Origin of the sequence: Shewanella sp. N2AIL (genome assembly GCF_022690845.1) — a bacterium.
Lineage (GTDB): Bacteria > Pseudomonadota > Gammaproteobacteria > Enterobacterales > Shewanellaceae > Shewanella > Shewanella baltica.
Genome location: NZ_JALBYT010000019.1, coordinates 17,779 through 35,983, shown reverse-complemented (window position 1 = coordinate 35,983; position 18,205 = coordinate 17,779). Strand labels below are relative to the sequence as shown.

The 18,205-nt window shown below is 48.2% G+C and carries 13 protein-coding genes; 9 read left to right on the top strand and 4 right to left on the bottom strand.

Annotated elements, in window-relative coordinates; genetic code table 11:
• The first annotated feature begins 45 nt into the window (after positions 1–45).
• From MO387_RS12440 to rraB, 6 genes are all read left to right on the top strand, one after another.
• Positions 46–336, top strand: coding sequence for a hypothetical protein (locus MO387_RS12440; RefSeq protein ID WP_006084230.1), 291 nt, complete (start codon positions 46–48; stop codon positions 334–336).
• Between the two features lie 82 nt (positions 337–418).
• The gene (locus MO387_RS12435) at positions 419–1,603 is read left to right on the top strand and encodes a membrane protein (protein ID WP_006084229.1); all 1,185 of its coding nucleotides are present in this window, start codon (positions 419–421) and stop codon (positions 1,601–1,603) included.
• Positions 1,587–2,495, top strand: a complete 909-nt coding sequence (locus tag MO387_RS12430) for a zinc ABC transporter substrate-binding protein (RefSeq protein WP_199908761.1) — start codon at positions 1,587–1,589, stop codon at positions 2,493–2,495. The genes MO387_RS12435 and MO387_RS12430 overlap by 17 nt, the downstream gene beginning before the upstream one ends.
• A gap of 4 nt (positions 2,496–2,499) precedes the next feature.
• Positions 2,500–3,300, top strand: coding sequence for a metal ABC transporter permease (locus MO387_RS12425; RefSeq protein WP_107949331.1), 801 nt, complete (start codon positions 2,500–2,502; stop codon positions 3,298–3,300).
• 161 nt (positions 3,301–3,461) lie between these two features.
• Positions 3,462–4,205, top strand: a complete 744-nt coding sequence (locus MO387_RS12420; RefSeq protein ID WP_012090274.1) for a 1-acylglycerol-3-phosphate O-acyltransferase — start codon at positions 3,462–3,464, stop codon at positions 4,203–4,205.
• Positions 4,206–4,511: 306 nt separating this feature from the next.
• Positions 4,512–4,919, top strand: coding sequence for a ribonuclease E inhibitor RraB (rraB, locus tag MO387_RS12415; RefSeq protein WP_107949328.1), 408 nt, complete (start codon positions 4,512–4,514; stop codon positions 4,917–4,919).
• Positions 4,920–4,998: 79 nt separating this feature from the next.
• Here the strand turns inward: rraB and MO387_RS12410 are convergent, their stop codons facing one another.
• Together MO387_RS12410 and MO387_RS12405 are read right to left on the bottom strand one after the other, a co-directional pair.
• Entirely contained in the window at positions 4,999–5,985 is a 987-nt protein-coding gene (locus MO387_RS12410; RefSeq protein ID WP_006080017.1) for a sensor domain-containing diguanylate cyclase, read from the bottom strand.
• A gap of 18 nt (positions 5,986–6,003) precedes the next feature.
• Positions 6,004–6,999: a response regulator gene (locus tag MO387_RS12405; RefSeq protein WP_006080020.1), complete on the bottom strand. Its 996-nt coding sequence runs from the start codon at positions 6,997–6,999 to the stop codon at positions 6,004–6,006.
• A 542-nt stretch (positions 7,000–7,541) separates the two neighbouring features.
• Here MO387_RS12405 and MO387_RS12400 point away from each other — a divergent pair.
• Positions 7,542–8,348, top strand: a complete 807-nt coding sequence (locus MO387_RS12400; protein ID WP_107949326.1) for a crotonase/enoyl-CoA hydratase family protein — start codon at positions 7,542–7,544, stop codon at positions 8,346–8,348.
• 35 nt (positions 8,349–8,383) lie between these two features.
• On the opposite strand, the gene MO387_RS12395 is transcribed toward MO387_RS12400, so the two are convergent.
• Positions 8,384–9,280 carry a DUF3530 family protein gene (locus MO387_RS12395; protein WP_107949324.1) on the bottom strand — a complete coding sequence of 299 codons (897 nt, stop codon included), beginning with the start codon at positions 9,278–9,280 and terminating at the stop codon, positions 8,384–8,386.
• Positions 9,281–9,537: 257 nt separating this feature from the next.
• The gene (rapA, locus tag MO387_RS12390) at positions 9,538–12,444 is read right to left on the bottom strand and encodes an RNA polymerase-associated protein RapA (RefSeq protein WP_107949322.1); all 2,907 of its coding nucleotides are present in this window, start codon (positions 12,442–12,444) and stop codon (positions 9,538–9,540) included.
• Between the two features lie 406 nt (positions 12,445–12,850).
• On the opposite strand from rapA, the gene MO387_RS12385 reads away from it, so the two are divergent.
• Both MO387_RS12385 and MO387_RS12380 read left to right on the top strand, forming a co-directional pair.
• Complete coding sequence (locus tag MO387_RS12385; protein WP_242326314.1) at positions 12,851–14,245, top strand: PhoH family protein; 1,395 nt, start codon at positions 12,851–12,853, stop codon at positions 14,243–14,245.
• Positions 14,246–14,460: 215 nt separating this feature from the next.
• Positions 14,461–18,177, top strand: coding sequence for a response regulator (locus MO387_RS12380; protein WP_107949319.1), 3,717 nt, complete (start codon positions 14,461–14,463; stop codon positions 18,175–18,177).
• Positions 18,178–18,205 lie beyond the last annotated feature (28 nt).

The window sequence follows — 18,205 nt, the reverse complement described above, 5'->3', positions numbered from 1 at the left end:
CCCTGACATAGACTTATGCAACTTTTTAACTATGGGGACGACTGAGTGAGACTTAAACGTCACATTAGACGCACGATTTCGATATGGCTTTCGGCCATCTTGATATTGCTGTCTTTTGCCGCCTCAGCCCATAGTGTGACTCATCTTGACGATGGGGCTAAGACCCACTGTACCCTGTGCTTCCATCAGCACCAGCTCAACAAGATTTTATTGACCCAACCGCTGACGTTCAATTTAGGCGTGCAGCATTTCGATGTGGTCGAATTTGTTTTACCCCCCTCCATTTCTGAACACGTCAGTGTTTATCGCAGTCGTGCACCTCCTGCCACGCTCTAAATCAACTCAAACATTTTAACTTATTGTATTTCTTGATGACTTTATATTAGTCGTCGAGTGCTAGTTGTATTTTGGAGATATCATGACTGTTTTAAATACCCGAATTTCTTTGGTGGCTTTGGCGTGTGCGTTTGTTTCGCCTAGCCTATTGGCTGAAGATTCGAGCCTCACTAACCCAGCGATCAGCGCCGTATTAAATGGTTACTATCAAACGGGTGAGCGTCCATTAGCCGAGAGCCCGGATGGCTTTGGTTTAGGTGAGACTGAGCTGGCCCTGAGCGCCAATATCGATGATATGTTTTACGGTAAAGTCACTGCTGTGGTTGAGATGCATGACGGTGACACTGAGCTGAATCTTGAAGAAGCCTTCATTCAAACCATGGCGATGCCAGCTGGCTTTTCTATCCGCGGTGGTCGTTTCCTATCGGACATTGGTTACCTCAATAACCAACATTTACACACAGATTCTTTCACCGACCGTCCTGTGGTTTACCGTGCATTTTTAGGCGGCCATTATTTTGATGATGGTATACGTTTCAACTATGTAGCACCAACTGACTTGTATTGGACTATGGGCGTTGAAGCCTTTAAGGGCGACAGTTTACGTGCCGCCGATGAGCATGGTGAACGTGAGTTTAAGAAGGTCGGCGTTTATACCTTGTACTCAAAAATCGGTGGCGACATAGGCGATAACAGCTCATGGCAAGCGGGTTTAAGTTACCTGCGTAACGAGAATGGCCAAGTGACTGCCCATGAAGAAGGCGAGCATGAAGATGAGCATGACCATGGTGATGAGCACGCAGGTCATAGCCACGCCGCATCGTACACAGGTAAAAATACCTATGGTGCTGATTTTGTTTATAAGTGGGCGCCTAACGGTAACTACAAATATCAGAATCTTACTGTGAGCGGCGAGTATTATCGGGTGAGCGATTTTACCCCTGTCGATCTGCATCCTGAGGATGCGCCGAGCCAAGATTACCACCAAGGTTGGTATCTGAGCAGTGTGTACCAATTTACGCCGAGCTGGTCAGCGGGTGTGCGTTATGGTGAAGCGGATACGCAAGAGCTCCATGGCGATCATTTCCATGGGCAGAAGTTGAAAGAATCTGAGGTGAGTTTGGCTTGGCATTCTAGCCATTTCTCGACGGTTCGTTTCCAGTATACCAATCAAAAGGGTACTAACTTCGACGGAATTGAAGACGATAACATCTTCACAATTCAATACATTATGTCTCTGGGGGCTCACGGTGCGCATCAATTCTAATTTAGCTAAATTGGCCGCAGTGGCCTTATCTGTCACTTATACCGGTTTGGCCCACGCCGAACTGAACGTGTTTGCCTGTGAACCTGAATATGCGGCATTAGCGAAGGAGCTGGCTCCTACGGCGAGCATCTATTCGGCAACAACGGCATTGCAGGACCCGCACCAAGTGCAGGCGCGTCCGAGTTTGATCGCCAAAATGCGTCAGGCGGATCTTGTGGTCTGCGCTGGTGCCGATCTTGAAGTCGGTTGGTTGCCTATGCTGCAAATGAAGTCGGCAAACGCGAATGTGCGCTCGACCGATCAAGGCTTATTTTTCGCCGCCGATCAAATCGAGACCTTAGATAAGCTGGCCAGTGTCGATCGCAGCATGGGTGATGTGCATGCCCAAGGCAATCCACATATTCATTTCGACCCGACGCGGCTGTTAAAAGTCGCCACGGCACTGAGTGCTAAGCTGACTCAGTTAGATCCTGCTGGCGCGGTCGATTATCAAAAGTCACTGGCAGATTTTACCACTCGCTGGCAAGCCGCAGTCCCGCGTTGGGAAGAGCAAGCTAAGGGATTACAAGGTAAAAAAGTGATCGCTTACCACTCAAGCTTCAGATACTTATTCAACTGGATTGGTATCGAGCAAGTGGCAGATTTAGAGCCTAAACCGGGTTTGGCTCCGACTAGCGGCCATTTAGCGAGTCTGCTGACGCGCGCTGAACAAGGGGATATTCTGGCGGTGGTCGTGGCCTCTTATCAGGACGAGCGCGGTGCGAAATGGCTGGGTGAAAAAGCGCACTTGCCCGTGGTGATGCTGCCTATGTCTGTGGGGGGCAACGATAAGAGCCAAGATTTATTTAGCCTTTATGACAGCGTGATTTCCCTCTTAAATGGAGTGAAATAAACCTATGTTTGATCTTGAACTGATGTCGATTCTGTTGCCTGCATTGGCAGCGGGGATCTTAGTGTTGTCGACGCATATTGTACTTGGGAGACAAGTACTTAAGCGTGGCATCATCTTTATCGATTTAGCGATAGCGCAAGTTGCCGCCTTAGGCGCGATTGTCGCTCACATGGACCACAGATTAGAAGACATGCCGTTTGCTAATGTGTGGATGCCAGCGCTGTTTGCCCTCGCGGGCGCAGGGTTTATCGCTTGGTTATCTAAGCGGATGGCGGGTGAGTTGGAGGCAATGATTGGCTGCTTTTATGTGTTGTCTGCGGTAGCGGCTATGTTGCTGCTGGCGAACGATCCACACGGCGCCGAGCTGTTAAAGCAATTGATGTCAGGTCAGATCCTGTGGGTGAGTTGGTCACAACTGATTTTGCCGGCAGTGGTGTATTCACTGGTGTTATTGGCGATATTCCTGCGTCCCCAGATGTTGGATGGTGCAGGGTTTTATCTGCTATTTGCGCTGGTCATTACCTTGTCGGTTGAATTAGTTGGCGTTTATCTGGTGTTCAGTACCTTGATATTGCCCGCTTTAGCACTGAACAAGTACCGCGGTAAAGGTCGGTTATTTTACGCTTACCTCGTCGGTTTGTTGGGCTATGTTTTAGGATTAGTCCTGTCGGCGACGTTAGATCTGCCCAGCGGTGCGGCGATTGTCGCGACTTTGGCCGTGAGTGCCTTAGTGATCCGTTTAGTGTTAGCTAAAGTTACGCCTCAGGCAACGGGATCTGAAATCCTGCCAAAGCACCACGCTTAGATAAATATTGATATAAAAGCCCATAGATACACTGGATTTTCAGTATATCGATGGGCTTTTTTGCTTGCTTGTTAGCAAGTCAGCTTACAGATGTAAACAATATATTGAGTCCCAAAGCCATGGTGGATATACTGTCGCCACTTTTATAGTCGGAGTAAATCGTGCTTTTAATCGTCAGATCAATGCTGTTGGCGGTGTCATTGTTGCTTGCCTTTATTTTTGGTGGCTTAGTGTGTTTATTAAGACCTCGGCACCGCGACAATGTACATATGTTCGCCAAGATCTTCTCATCGGTCGCTCCGATCCTTGGGATCAAAGTGATTGTACGTCGACATAAAGATGTGCAGGATGGCCCCTATATTTTCCTCGCAAATCATCAGAATAACTTCGATCTTTTCACTCACACGACAGCGGTACCTAAAGGCACTGTGAGTTTGGGCAAGAAGAGTTTGGCGTGGATGCCATTATTCGGTCAAATCTATTGGTTGTCAGGAAATATTCTGATCGACCGTAAAAACCGTCATAGTGCCTTTGATACTATGGCGAAAACCGTGGAAAAAATTAAACAGAAGAATTTGTCTGTGTGGATTTTCCCTGAAGGGACACGTTCACGTGGGCGCGGTTTGTTACCTTTTAAAGCGGGCGCTTTCCATACTGCGATTGCGGCGGGAGTGCCTGTTGTGCCGGTATTGGCCTCGTGCCAAAGCCACATTAAGCTCAATCGCTGGAATAACGGTGTAGTCATTATCGATATGATGGCACCTGTGCCGACCGCAGGTTTAGATAAAGCCGATGTGAAAAACTTCTCTGCGCAAATTCATGCCAGCATGTCGGCGAGATTTGCTGAGATAAATCAAGAGGCGGCAGCACTTATGGGTAAAACTCTCGCGAGTGATGACGTATAATATACCCAAGCTACCTGAAGATACGAGTTTCAGAGCGCCTAGGGTGCTTCAATTCAAGGTGCATCAATGAAAGAATGTCGGTCACCTTTTGAATTGATGCAACACGGAAATGGAGTGCCCTAGGCGCTCCGTCCCGGCGGGTTTTAACGCACTTTATGCTGAGTTAGTTATTTTTAACTTAGCCCGCTAGGTCTGCAAATAACCGCCTTGCCTAAAGTGCGTTAAATTCCCGCTGAATCCTGCATCTTCAGGTTGTTTGGGTATAATGCCAATTTGAGCCAGATTTACCTTAACGGAGACAAATCCATGTCTATTGAAAGTCAGTTAAAAGCCCAACTTGCAGAGAATCGTGACATAGTGCAAGCCCTGCTTGACGATGGCTCAGAGCCTGATGCGGAATATATTATTGAGCATCACTTTTCATCGACCAATTTCGATCGTCTCGAAAAAGCCGCAGTAGATGCCTTTAAATTAGGTTTTGAGGTAAACGACGCTGAAGAAATGGAACTGGAAGATGGTTCAATTATTTTCTGTTTCGATGCTGTCGCGCACCACAAACTAGAAGTTGAATTACTGGATAAAGCCGCAGAACAACTGCTGCAATTAGCGGTAAAACAGAAAGTGGAATATGACGGTTGGGGCACCTATTTCGTCGGTGATGAAATGGATGACGAAGAAGATGAAGACGACGAAGATGATGGTTTCCCTCATTAATTCGTACGTGAATATCTAATCTGTACCGTTTTAAATAAAAATGCCCATCTATGATGGGCATTTTTATTGGTTTGATATGTTAGTCTTGGGTCGTTTTATTCACACTTGTACTGGTATGCAAAACGCTGCAATTACGGCCTTTTTGCTTTGCTTCGTACAGCGCTTTATCGGAGCAAGAAATCCAGCTTGAGCTGCTGGTGATGTGGGAACCAATTTCGCACACACCTAAACTCACAGTCACAGAGATCTTCAGGCTTTCATACAGAATGACGGATGCGGCGATTTTTTCCCTGAGTCGCTCGGTGAAATACATGGCATCGGCGCCGCTGGTTTTGGGCAATACGACTGCAAATTCTTCGCCGCCATAACGTCCGGCGCAATCGGTCTCACGCAGGGATTGGCTGAGTAAGTGGGCGATATGCTGGATCACTTTATCACCCGCAACATGACCATAGCTGTCGTTGATATGTTTAAAGTTATCGATATCTATCATCACTAAACTTGCCATGCCTGAGTAGCGGGCATATATATCGTACTCATGGTCTAAACATTCTTGCCAATGGCGACGGTTATGCAGCTGAGTCAGGCCATCGGTTTGGCTTAGGCGCTCGAGTTGCTCGTTGGCTGCTTTAAGTTGTAACTTGTTGATGGCGATATCAGTCACGTCATAAATAATCACGCTGATATGGGTCACTTGTCCCGTGAGCGATGCCAGTGGCAACAAGGTCACGTTTTGGTACATGTAGTCAGCACGGCCCGTGATCGGGCGGTAGTTTTTAAATTGGAAAACGTACGGCCTTTGTTCCCAGCTGATAAAGGCACGGTTTTTAAGCATAAAAACCGATTCCATTTTCTGCTTTAACCAAGTGGCGGGCAGATCGGGGAAGCGGGTAAACAGGTTTTGACCTTTGATCGAATTTGGGGAAACACCGCTGTGATTCTCCATAAAACCGTTCCACAGCTGGATATTGTAATGGCGATCTAATACCACTAATCCCACCTCTATGGTTTGCACCATATCGATGAGCCAGTGTAGTTCGTTCATTGCGCTTTGGTCATTTGACATAGGATAAAATCCAACTGGTTAATCGAGTAAATAGCCGAGTTTATAGCTAAGCGTGGGGATAGAATCCTCGGTGAAGAGCAGTAACAAATCGCATTGAATATTATGATCTTCAATCCGATAGTTGATCTCCATAGCCAAAGTTCGCTGCCATTTCTCTGAATTATCATGGATCAGATCGTTAACCGTGCAGTGCCGTCCTAGCACGACAGGGTGAGCCTGACTAAATTTCATGTCGAGCTGTTCAGAAATACCGTTAAGGAAGGCGCCGATTAGCACGTTTCCAGTATCGATCAGGACTTCTATCTCAGTATTTTTATCTTCAGGATTGGCTAATCCCATCAGCTTTGCCATGTCCTTAAAGCTGGAATCATGGAACAAGAGCAGGGCTTCACCCGCAATCCCCGCCCCAATAAAACCTTGGCAAAGTGCCGATACGGTCGAGCTTTCTTCCGTGGCTTTGAGTGCCATGGTCAACTCACTCACCTCAAGCACGTTCACATTGGGGATGGGCAGCAACACGAATACATCGAGTAACTTAGCTAACAGATCGGCGGCGCGTCCCATGGCGACGTTGGCAATTTCTTGGCAAGCGTCACGCATGTCGACTTTGATCATCGGGACTTCGTCGGCGATATCTTTCTGCGTCAGGGTTAAGATGCCGTAATCTTGCAAAATGTTGCTGATGGCATCGGCGCTAACGGGTTTTTGAATAAAATCTAATGCGCCTAAGGCTTTGACTCGCTCGTGAGCTTTGATTTGAATGTCGCCAGAGACCACAATGATCAGCGCGGGGAGATCCTGCTGCTGCACGGTTTGCAGTACTTCATAACCGTCCATCACTGGCATGTTGAGATCGAGAAATACCACTTCGCCTTTTCCGGCTCGGATAGCATCAAGGCCTTCGGCACCATTGGTCGCATAAGTAATTTCCACATCCCACTCTTTTGGGAGCGTGCGGGCCATTTGCTTACGCGCCATGGCGGAATCGTCACAGATGAGTACAGATATTGACATGCTGACTAGTGATCCTTATTTGCCCATTAATTGAAGATAACACTTATTTTTCAGGTCCGACTGACGAATTGCGTTCTTCGGGCAAGTCTGATTTATATCTTCTAGATGTAACTTATAGATATTATTGATTAATTTCGTTTTTTCGCTGACATTAAAATTTGACTCATTATTGAATCACATGATGCAAAATCTTAAATCGAGCAGGCTAATTTTTAGCAAATAACAAGGATGTAGCGCATAAAAACGGACGACTGAGTCCATTTGTTTGCGGCTTTATCCTTAGCGGCAAGTACAGTGCTACATAAGTGTCGATGTTGGCGGCGAGGTAACTTCATTGCCGAGTTCGATAAGTCTATCTCATCGAAAGATACATTAGGATTACCGCACGTAGTGGCGACAGCCTAACATAAGTTGCCTTCAGTCCATGTTTGAATTGGCAATATTTTGACTCAAGTCAAAAAACAGGCTCATGTTATATCTTTTAGTGAATTATTCCAAACGTGTTAACATTTATTCTGGACTGACCAGTAACGGAATATTTCATGAGTGGCCAAAGTGTACAAGTCAAAATCGATGATGGCATCGCCTATGTGTTGCTTAATCGTCCTGAAAAAATGAATGCGATTAATTATTTAATGTTTAGTGAGCTCGACCGTGCGATTAAAAAGATCAAATCCAATCGTGGGGTGCGAGCGGTGATCCTCTCGGGGGCGGGTGGCAATTTTAGCTCTGGACTCGATGTCAAAAGCGTGATGTCGGCACCCATGCAGGCGGTTAAGTTACTGTTTAAGGGTTTACCGGGGAATGCGAACTTGGCCCAGCGGGTGTCATTAGGTTGGCAACGCTTGCCCGTACCTGTGATTGCCGTACTTGAAGGCTGTTGCTATGGCGGCGGTATGCAAATCGCCTTGGGCGCAGATGTGCGCATCGCTAGCCATGACTGTAAGTTATCGATTATGGAAGCGAAATGGGGACTCGTGCCCGATATGGCGGGGTTGGTCGCGTTAAGGCAAATCATGCCTAAGGATCAAGCCATGCTGCTGAGCCTGACGGCAAAAGTGCTTGAGAGCAATGAAGCGCTGACCTTAGGACTCGTGACGCAAGTGAGCGAGACGCCGATGGAAGCGGCGCAACAATTGGCGCAGCAACTGATGCAAACCTCACCGGATGCAGCAGCGGCCATCAAACTCAGCATTAACCGTAGTTGGACGGCTTCGGTGCGTAGCCTGCTTTGCCGTGAGTCTATTAGTCAGATTCGGTTATTGTTAGGCAAAAATTGCAAGATAGCGGCGGCGCGTCAGCTGAAAGATCCGCAGAAACCTTACCAATATCGTCAGTCGGGCTGGTAATGCTATTTTGTCTGAATTAGCTTAAATCGCCGTTGTTACTGCGCGCCGCTCATGCGGGCGGAAAAGCCTTTAATCGCATTTAAGCAATTCTGCCATGCGCTCTCGTTATCTAAATTGAGCGCTAAGCTGGTTTGGCGGTAGTTAGGACTTTTTAAGGTCACGGCTAAAATCTTACGATTCGCGGCCGTTTCTAATGAGGCGGGATGACCGTCCGGCGATTGGATATCTAAAATCGGCAGCGTGAGTTTCGCTAATTGCTCCGCGAGTGCTTGGTTGAGCTTTTCGTCCTCACGATAGGGATTGATGACGATCAGCACATCGGGATCGGCAATCTTCTTTTGGCTCAATAGGCTAATCAATAATCCTGCGCTTTGGTCGGCGGTGATCAAAATGCGTTTGCCCGCATAGTCTGCGCCGACCGTATCTAATTGCGACATGCTTTGGACCAGAAAGTCTTCCTGCTCTTGCAGATGTTTGCTGTTATCTTCGGGCTTGATTTTAGGGCTAGGTTTGTTGGACGGTGAGCTTAACTGCGCGGCGCCGGGCGAGGTGACTTCGGTGGCGGCGGTGGCAAAATTGGCCGCAGGCAGCTCAGTTGGCGGGGTTAAACTTAAGCTGGCCCAACCGGCTGGATTGATATTACGACGAACAAACGCCATCAATCCCGGCGCGTCTGCGGTGCCGTTGGTAGCGGGCAGAATGATTGCCGCACCGAGTTTCTTTTTCCCTTCCCATGGCCGTACTAACAAATCGTAGGGCTGATTGTCTATGGTGATTTGTTTGACTTCATTCTCGGGTAAATAGCGGTTATTTAATTTTTTAGCACTGACTTCGGCTGGCGTTGGCGCAGCGGTTGCTGGGTCTGCCGCGCGGGAAGAGATGGAAGTGAAACCAAGTAGGAGGCAAAAGAGAAGCGAAATAATGCGTGCCATAGAATTGATAACCACCTGTGTAGTCTCATAAATTCATCAGTGCTTGAGTATAACCTGAACAATTACCAAAAAGTGAACTTTCCTCGCCAAAGGGTCATGCCTCATTATTTCGGATAACCAAGACAGTTGAAGTGACGCCGCTGAGCATCAAAAGCCGCTTATTATAGAAAACCACTTTGAATCGAAAGCCACAGGGCATAAAAAAGCCCAGCGCTTTGGCTGGGCTAATTGATGGAAACCTGTGGTTTAGCTCGGGCCTATACGTGGCTGACGAGCACCATACGGATCGCATCGAGTTGTAACTGGCTGGCATCCAGATAAGTGTTTAACTCTTGCATCTGATTGCGCAGGTACTCCAATTCTTCCTCACGAATATTGGGGTTTACCGCCTTAAGTGACTCTAAACGACTTAGCTCTGCGCTCAGTTGCTGAGTCATTTTATCTCTGGCTTGGGCGACCATTTCATCGACAACCACTTGAGCATATTCCTCACCCTTAGCAAATAACGGATGCAGAATTGGCTGAGATGCGGTGACTAACTTGCCGCCAATATGACGATTCACCGCGCTCAATTGCTTATCGAAACTGGCGTAATCCACTTTAGCCGACAGATCGTTACCGTTTTTATCCAGCAACACGCGAATGGGTGTTGGTGGTAAATAACGATACAACTGGCTCGACTTAGGTGCAGAAGCATCGGCCATGTAGATGAGTTCTAAGAATAAGGTACCAGCAGGTAGGGCTTTATTCTTCAGTATCGCGACGCTGGTGGTGCCGGTTTCAGAACCTGTGATCAGATCTAGCCCCGTTTGCACCAGTGGATGCTCTTGGGTGATCAGCGCAATATCATCGCGAGATAACGCTGTGTCACGGTCGAAGGTCACAGTCACGCCATCTTCTGGCAAGCCAGGGTAGGTTGGGAACATCATGTGCTCGCTCGGGCGCAGAATGATCGAGTTTTCACCCTTATCTTCTTGATCGACACCGATAATATCCCACAGACGGATCACTGAACCGATCAAATGGGTATCACCATCATTCTGGGCGAGGCGTTGGACGATAGCCATTGCCTTCTCGCCGCCGTGTGAGTTGATTTCCAGCAGCTTGTCGCGGCCTTGCTCCATGGCGTGCTTGAGTTCTTTATAACGGCTCTGGGTGTGATTGAGCAGGTTTGTCAGCTCGTCGCTGTCATCAACCACAAGCACGTTTAACAGATCTTCGGCAAATTCACTGTAAAGCACATGGCCACTCGGACAAGTCAGTTCGAAGGCATTTAGCCCTTGGTGATACCACTGCATCAAACGTTCTTGGGCGGTGTCTTCAAGGTACGGCAAGTGAATTTGGATATCATTTTTCTGGCCGATACGGTCTAAACGACCGATGCGCTGTTCCAATAGATCTGGGTTTAGCGGCAGATCGAATAGTACTAAGTGACTGGCAAACTGGAAGTTACGGCCTTCAGAACCAATTTCAGAACAGATCAACGCCTGTGCGCCGCCTTCCTCTTGGGCAAAGTAAGCGCCGGCTTTATCGCGCTCGATAATCGACATGCCTTCGTGGAATACCGTCGCTTGAATCCCTTCGCGGGTGCGCAGGGCTTCTTCTAAGCTCAGGGCGGTTTCCGCTTGGCTGGCGATGATCAGCACTTTTTTGCTGCGGTGTGATTTTAAGAACTCGATTAACCAATCCACACGGGGATCGAACTTCCACCAACTGGCGCTGTTATCTTCAAATTCTTGATACAGTTTTTCAGGACTCAGGGCTTGCGCCGCTTTCGCCTCTAATGACTTGTGTCCGCCCATCATGCCGCTGACGCGTGCGGCTGTTTGATATTGATCTGGCATGGCGTGTGGGTAAGCGTTAAAGAAACGCTTTGGAAAGCCTTTTACCGAGGCGCGGCTGTTTCGGTATAACACGCGGCCAGTACCGTGACGGTCAAGTAATTCTTGCAGTAATTCGCTACGGGCGGCCTGTTGTATTTCGGCATCAATACCGTCGGCTTGGATTAAACGAATACTTGGGCTGATGTCTTTTTCGCCCAGTAATTCGGTCAAGCTGTTGATGGCGGCATCGGGTAATTTAGCGTTGCCAGCTAAGGCTTCGGCGGCAATGGCGACGTCTTTATAACTGTCTTCTTCAGCTAAGAAAGCATCGTAATCGTAGAAACGATCCGGATCGAGCAGACGCAAACGGGCGAAGTGACTTTCATGGCCAAGTTGATCCGGCGTTGCGGTTAATAGCAAAACGCCTGGGATCACTTCGCTTAATGCTTCAACCACTTGATAGGCGCGGCTTGGCGCTTCTTCGGTCCATTCTAAGTGGTGAGCTTCGTCAACCACTAACAGATCCCAATCGGCATCTAGGGCTTGATCGAGACGTTTTTTCTTACGCAGTAATTCGAGTGAACAAATCACTAATTGTTCTGTATAAAAAGGATTGTCGTGATCGGCATAGGCTTCCACACAACGGTCTTCATCGAATACCGAAAAACGCAGATTAAAGCGGCGCAGCATTTCCACTAACCACTGATGGCGCAGAGTATCTGGCACGATAATCAGGATGCGTTCGGCGCGGCCAGTCAGCAGTTGTTGGTGAATAATCAGACCCGCTTCAATGGTTTTACCTAAGCCCACTTCGTCGGCCAGCAGTACACGCGGCGCATAGCGACGACCGACTTCATGGGCAATCCACATTTGATGCGGAATAAGTCCAACGCGTGGACCTTGCAGACCAAGCAAATCCGATGAGGCCAGTTTGTGGCGCAACATTTGGCACTGATAACGCACACCAAAACGGTCGAGACGATCGATTTGGCCGGCGAATAAACGGTCTTGGGGTTTATTGAAACGAATATTGTGGTTCAGCAGGGTTTCACGCAGTGTAGCTTGCTCGCCTGTCTCACTGTGAATGCCGTGATAGATCACTATCCCGTCTTTCTCGGTCAATTCACTGACCGCAAGGCTCCAGCCTTCATGGCTTTCAACCGAATCGCCGGGATTGTATATAACGCGTGTCAGAGGGGCTTCTGCTCGGGAGAACATGCGATTCTCACCCGTGGCAGGGAATAAAACAGTGACCATACGGCCTTCTACTTGAACCACAGTTCCTAAACCAAGCTCTGACTCGGTATCACTTATCCAACGTTGACCTAAGGCGAACGGCATCTTAAATTCTCATTTCTAGGCGGACTCTAACAAAGGGCGCGTATGTTATACCAATACTCGTGATATTTAAATCGCCCTCTCACCCGTTAGAGCCTAATTCCCAGAGTGCTAGATTACAAATTGTACAAGCGACAAAATTGTCGTGCCAGTACATGAAATTGTCACGCTAATGTCACATCCGCGGTTATACACTGCCTCGAGTCTGTATGGTAAACAATGGTTGCTGTATTGTTATCTCGTGAGTTTGGTGCCAATATCAACTTAAGGTTTAAGTGCGAGTAAATTGCTATCAACTTGAACCTTATGATCATTCTTTGCCATATGCTTTGCCAGTAATAGGAGTTGGTTAACTTTTATTGAGACTCAAAAGTGTGTTTAAACTTTTATGAAGCACTCTGGAGGCGCCATGGAACAAGACGACAGAAAGTTGTTTGTACTGGATACCAATGTGTTACTACATGAACCTTTGGCGATCTATTCGTTTAAAGAGCACGATGTGGTCATTCCGATGACAGTGCTAGAAGAGTTGGACCAGATTAAAGATCGAAAGAGTGACGTGAGTCGCGATGCTAGAGTTGCCATTAGGGCATTGGAAGATACCCTAGGCGGTGAAACTACCCCAGAACAGATTATCAATGGTGTCCCTTTACCCAGCCGAGAGGGTCATGCCGATGCCGTCGGTTCGCTCTCAATCTTCCCTGATCACCTTGTCGATTTTACCTTAGGCGCCCTGCCGGGAGATGGAAACGACAATCGCATTATCAACACCGCCCTACATCTGCAAAATCTGCATCATCCCCGTACCGTTGTCTTAGTCACCAAAGATATCAATATGCGCCTTAAAGCCAAAGGTGCAGGTATTCAATTGGTTGAGGATTATCGAACCGACCAGTTGATCGATGATATTCGCTTCCTCAGCAAAGGTTTTTACCAGTTCGAAGGTAATTTTTGGGAACACTTGAATAAGGTCTCCACCGAGCGTCACGGTAGACACACAGTGCATGAAGTGCCGCTCAAAAATCTCGAAAATGATAATTTTTACATCAACCAATACCTTATCGACACTGAGTCGGATTTTTGCGGTCGCGTTACCGAGCGCACAGACACCCATCTGCACATTTTAGATCTTGGCCGTGAGCGAGTGAAAAACCTCGAAGCGTGGGGCGTTAAACCTAAAAACGTCTATCAAGGCATGGCGCTGCAAGCATTGCTCGATCCCGATATCGATCTGGTGATCTTAACTGGCCCCGCCGGTTGCGGTAAAACCTTGCTCGCCATGGCCGCGGCATTGGAACTGGTGGTCGAGCGTAATCGCTACGACAAAGTGATCGTCACCCGTAACACCCCAGAAATCGCCGAATCTATCGGCTTCTTGCCCGGCACCGAAGAGGAGAAGATGATGCCGTGGCTGGCCGCCATTACTGACACGCTCGAAGTGCTGCACAAGAATGATGTTAATCCCACGGGCAGCATGAACTACATTATGGAGAAGGCTAACATTCAGTTTAAGTCGATCAACTTTATGCGCGGGCGTTCAATCCAAAACTCCATAGTGCTACTGGATGAATGTCAAAACCTCACCGCCTCGCAGATCAAAACCATGATCACCCGTATGGGCGAGGGCACAAAGCTGATTTGTTGCGGTAACTTAGCGCAAATCGACTCTAACTACTTAACCGCAGTAACCTCAGGTTTAACCTACATTGTTGAACGCTTTAAAGACTTTGAAGGCAGCGCCAACGTGTATCTCAATGGCGTAGTGCGTTCACGCTTAGCGGAATACGCCGAAGAGCATCTCTAAAGAGTGTCGGTTTATTTTAGAGTAATCATTAAGGCCTCAGATATTGAGGCCTTAGTTTTATAGAGTAGTAGATTTTTAATCGACTTATCAGTGGTATGAGTAGCCTTTTTCCAGCAATTATTTTATGTGATTGGTAGTTTCTTCCTGCTACTATATGGAGCTCATAGCTTTTGCCGCCGTTGGCTGAAATCAAGCGCTGCAATCAAGGGTAGTGGATGAAATCGAGTGAGCCGGATCTGCAACTAAAATCGCCGATCCAGAAGAACTACAACCGTGCCGTTTTTTATACGTACATTGGCGTTATCGTCATGTCTTTGTTGACCGCATGGATGTTTTTCGACCGCCAAAAAGCGCAGCAGATGGAACAGCGTGAAGAACAGGTTCAGCGCCATGTTTTGCAAATCGATTTGCTACTCGAGTCGAGCATTAGAGCGGTAAAAAGCTTACGCAACGTTGCTGTGGATCATTTACGTTTGGGCGAACTCGTACGTAAAGAACGCTTACCCCAATACGGTAAATTCAACGAAAGCGGCCAGTATTTTACCTTAGAACCTAGCTATGCCCAGAGCGGTGAGCCCTTTACCAACATGGGTAGGATTACTGGTGCGGGTTCCCTCGACGGCCGCGACGACAAGTTCTATCAAGAGCTTGAGATGTTGTTTGAGTTGTCACTGTCATTCCCCGTCGCCAAAGAAGCCGCCCCGAAAGCCTCGGCGATCTATTACCTGTCGAAACGTAGGATCATGTCCTATTTCCCTTGGTCGAATGACGATCAACGTTTTAGGGACGAATTACTCAACAAGAAACAGTTCCAATACGCCACCCCAGCCATGAACCCGCAGCGCAGTGTGTTTTGGAGCGAAGCCTATGTGGACTCCACCGGCAAAGGTTTATTGACCACTTTAGGTGTGCCTGTTTATTTGGACGATGAGTTCATTGGTTCAATCAACTTGGACATGACGCTTGCCTCGTTAGCGCGGCAAATTCGGGTCTACTTTAAGATGCCGGGCACTGTGATTTTGCTCGACCAACAGAACAATATTTTATCCCACAGCGATTTTGATAGCTCAGATATCAATCGGGTCTATCACATCAGCCAACGTATTCCCTCTGAGCTGCATTCTTTGCCTGAGTCGGAATTGTTCGATGCCCACGACGGCATCATCCGCAACGGCTATTACATTCACTCGGTTGCACTGCATAACGCGCCATGGCGTTTACTGTATTTGCAGGATGAAGACGACCTATTCCAAGACTCGTGGGAAAAACTGCAGCTGACCTTTATTTTGGTGGTTATTGCCCTGTCAGTGTTGGTGACCATAGTGCATTGGCAGACGCGTCGATCTTTTGTGAGCCCAGCCTCGCGACTACTGTCGCACCTTGAGGGTTGCTCGCAAGAGCCGCGTAAGCCACCGGAGAAAATCACCCGCGGCTGGGAACCTTGGTTCTTGCTGGTGAGTCGGATTTTTGAGGAAAACAAACAATATACCCACCATTTGGCGGAGCAGAATAAGCGGCTCGATAAGCTAGTGGCGCGGCGTACTGAACGCTTAAAAGACACCACAGAGCGGCGTGAGCGTGAATATGCGCTGCTGCGATCTTTGCTTGACTCTATTCCGGAAGCCATTGTTTTTAAAGACAAAGAAGGCAACTATTTAGGTTGTAACAAGGCGGCTGAGCGCATGCTGGGTTACACAGAGAGCGAGATGATAGGTTTATCATCTGAGGATCTGACCTCGCCAGAAATGGGCATTCGTATCCGCGCAGAAGACGAACAAGTCCTAAAAGATCGCACGCCGCTGCGCTACCAAGAAAAGGTCGAGCTTGCGGGTAAACCTGTGCTGCTCGATACCCTTAAACTGCCTTTCTATAATCGCCGCGGCGAATTGCAGGGTCTGATTGCCGTGTGGCGTGATGTGACGCGCGAATACGAATCCGCTGAACAATTGCGCCTGTCCGAAGAGCGTTATCACTTAGCCATGGATGCGGTAGAAGATGGCCTGTGGGATTGGTATTTAGACTCTGAACAGATCATTTGTAACCCAGCCTATTATTCTATGTTGGGTTACAAAACCAATGAGTTCCCCGCTCTTGTGTCGACGATTGATGAATTATCCCATCCCGACGATCGGATTCGCGTCGAGGAATACCGTGCTCAGTATCTTGCTGATCCCGTCGGCGCTTACGAAATCGAATTCCGTATGTTAGGTAAAAATGGCGGCTATCACTGGGTGTTATCCCGTGGCCGTGTGGTGGAGTTCACCGCCGAAGGCCAGCCTAAGCGTATGCTCGGTACCCATAAGGATATTACCCGCCATAAGAGTAACGAAGTGGCGCTTTTGGAAGCCAAGCAAGACGCCGAATTAGCTAACCTCTACAAGAGTGAATTCTTGGCCAACATGAGCCATGAGATCCGCACGCCGATGAATGCCATTATCGGTATGTTGCAGTTGGCACAGCGCACCTCGTTAACGGCGCAGCAGAAAGATTACCTCGAAAAAGCTGGTTTCTCGGCGCAATCGCTGTTGAGGATCATCAATGATATTCTCGACTTCTCTAAAATTGAGGCGGGTAAGTTGGAGCTTGAGCGGGTGCCATTCCCGCTGGATAAAGTGCTCGATCACGCCCTTGATCTCAATGCGCTCAAGGCACAGGAACAGGGCGTTGAGTTACTCTTGTATGCCCCAGTGACTGCGGGACTCATTCTTAAGGGCGATCCACTGCGTTTAGGCCAAGTGCTGATTAACTTGTTATCTAATGCGGTGAAATTTACCCAATCTGGCGAAATTGAGCTGGGTTGTGAAGATGTCGGCGAGCGCGATCATCGCATTACCTTGAAATTCTGGGTGCGCGATACTGGTATCGGCATAGGTAAAGATCAGCAGGATAAGTTGTTCGATGCCTTCGCCCAAGCCGACGGTTCGACCACCCGTAAATACGGTGGCACTGGCTTAGGTTTATCGATCAGTAAGCATCTGGTGTCTATGATGGGCGGTAAGATGCAAGTGCAGAGTGAGCTTGGGGTCGGAAGTACCTTTAGCTTTACCATCAGTTTTGAGATTGCCGAAGCCGCTAAGATTGAGCCTTTGGTCGTGCCGGAAAAACTCAATAGCCTACGCACCTTAGTTGTTGACGATAACCCGACGGCACTGCAAATTTATTCGACCTTGATGCGAGATTTCCACTTCGAAGTCGATACCGCCGCTAGTGGCGCCGAAGCGCTGTATAAACTGTCGCGGGCGCCAATCGATCTGCTATTGCTCGACTGGATGATGCCAGAAATGGACGGCAGCGATGTGGTCAGCGCCATAGATACTATGGTCGCCGAAGGCCGCTTAGCGAAACGACCGGTGATTATTATGATGACGGCCTATGCGGCAGAGCCCTTGCAGCATGAAGTCGATAGCGCCAATGTGTTTGCCGTACTGCAAAAACCCTTCAAGGCATCGAGCTTGTTCGATGAGATCATTGCCGCCTTTGCCGATGAGCCGAGATTGAATGTGGTTCAGCCTATGGTTGAAGTCCAAGTTGAAGACGGCGAACACACAGGTTTAGTGCTGCTGGTGGAAGATAATTTTATCAATCAGCAAGTGGCGACTGAACTCCTTAAAAGTGCAGGCTATGAAGTGGTGCTTGCCGGCAATGGTCAAGTGGCGCTGGATACCATCGACTCGCGGCCGTTTGATGCCGTGTTAATGGATATTCAAATGCCAGTGATGGACGGGTTAACCGCTGCAAGGGCACTGCGTGAGCGTTTTAGTGCCGATGAACTGCCTATTATTGCCATGACTGCCCATGCCATGTCGGGCGATAGGGAAAAGAGTTTAGCGGCGGGGATGAATGCCCACATTACTAAACCCATAGTGCTCAACGAATTATTTGAAACATTAAATCACTGGATCAAACACAAGAATCAGCATCAGAATCGTTAATTTATTTGCTCGGGGCCAGTGATGGCCT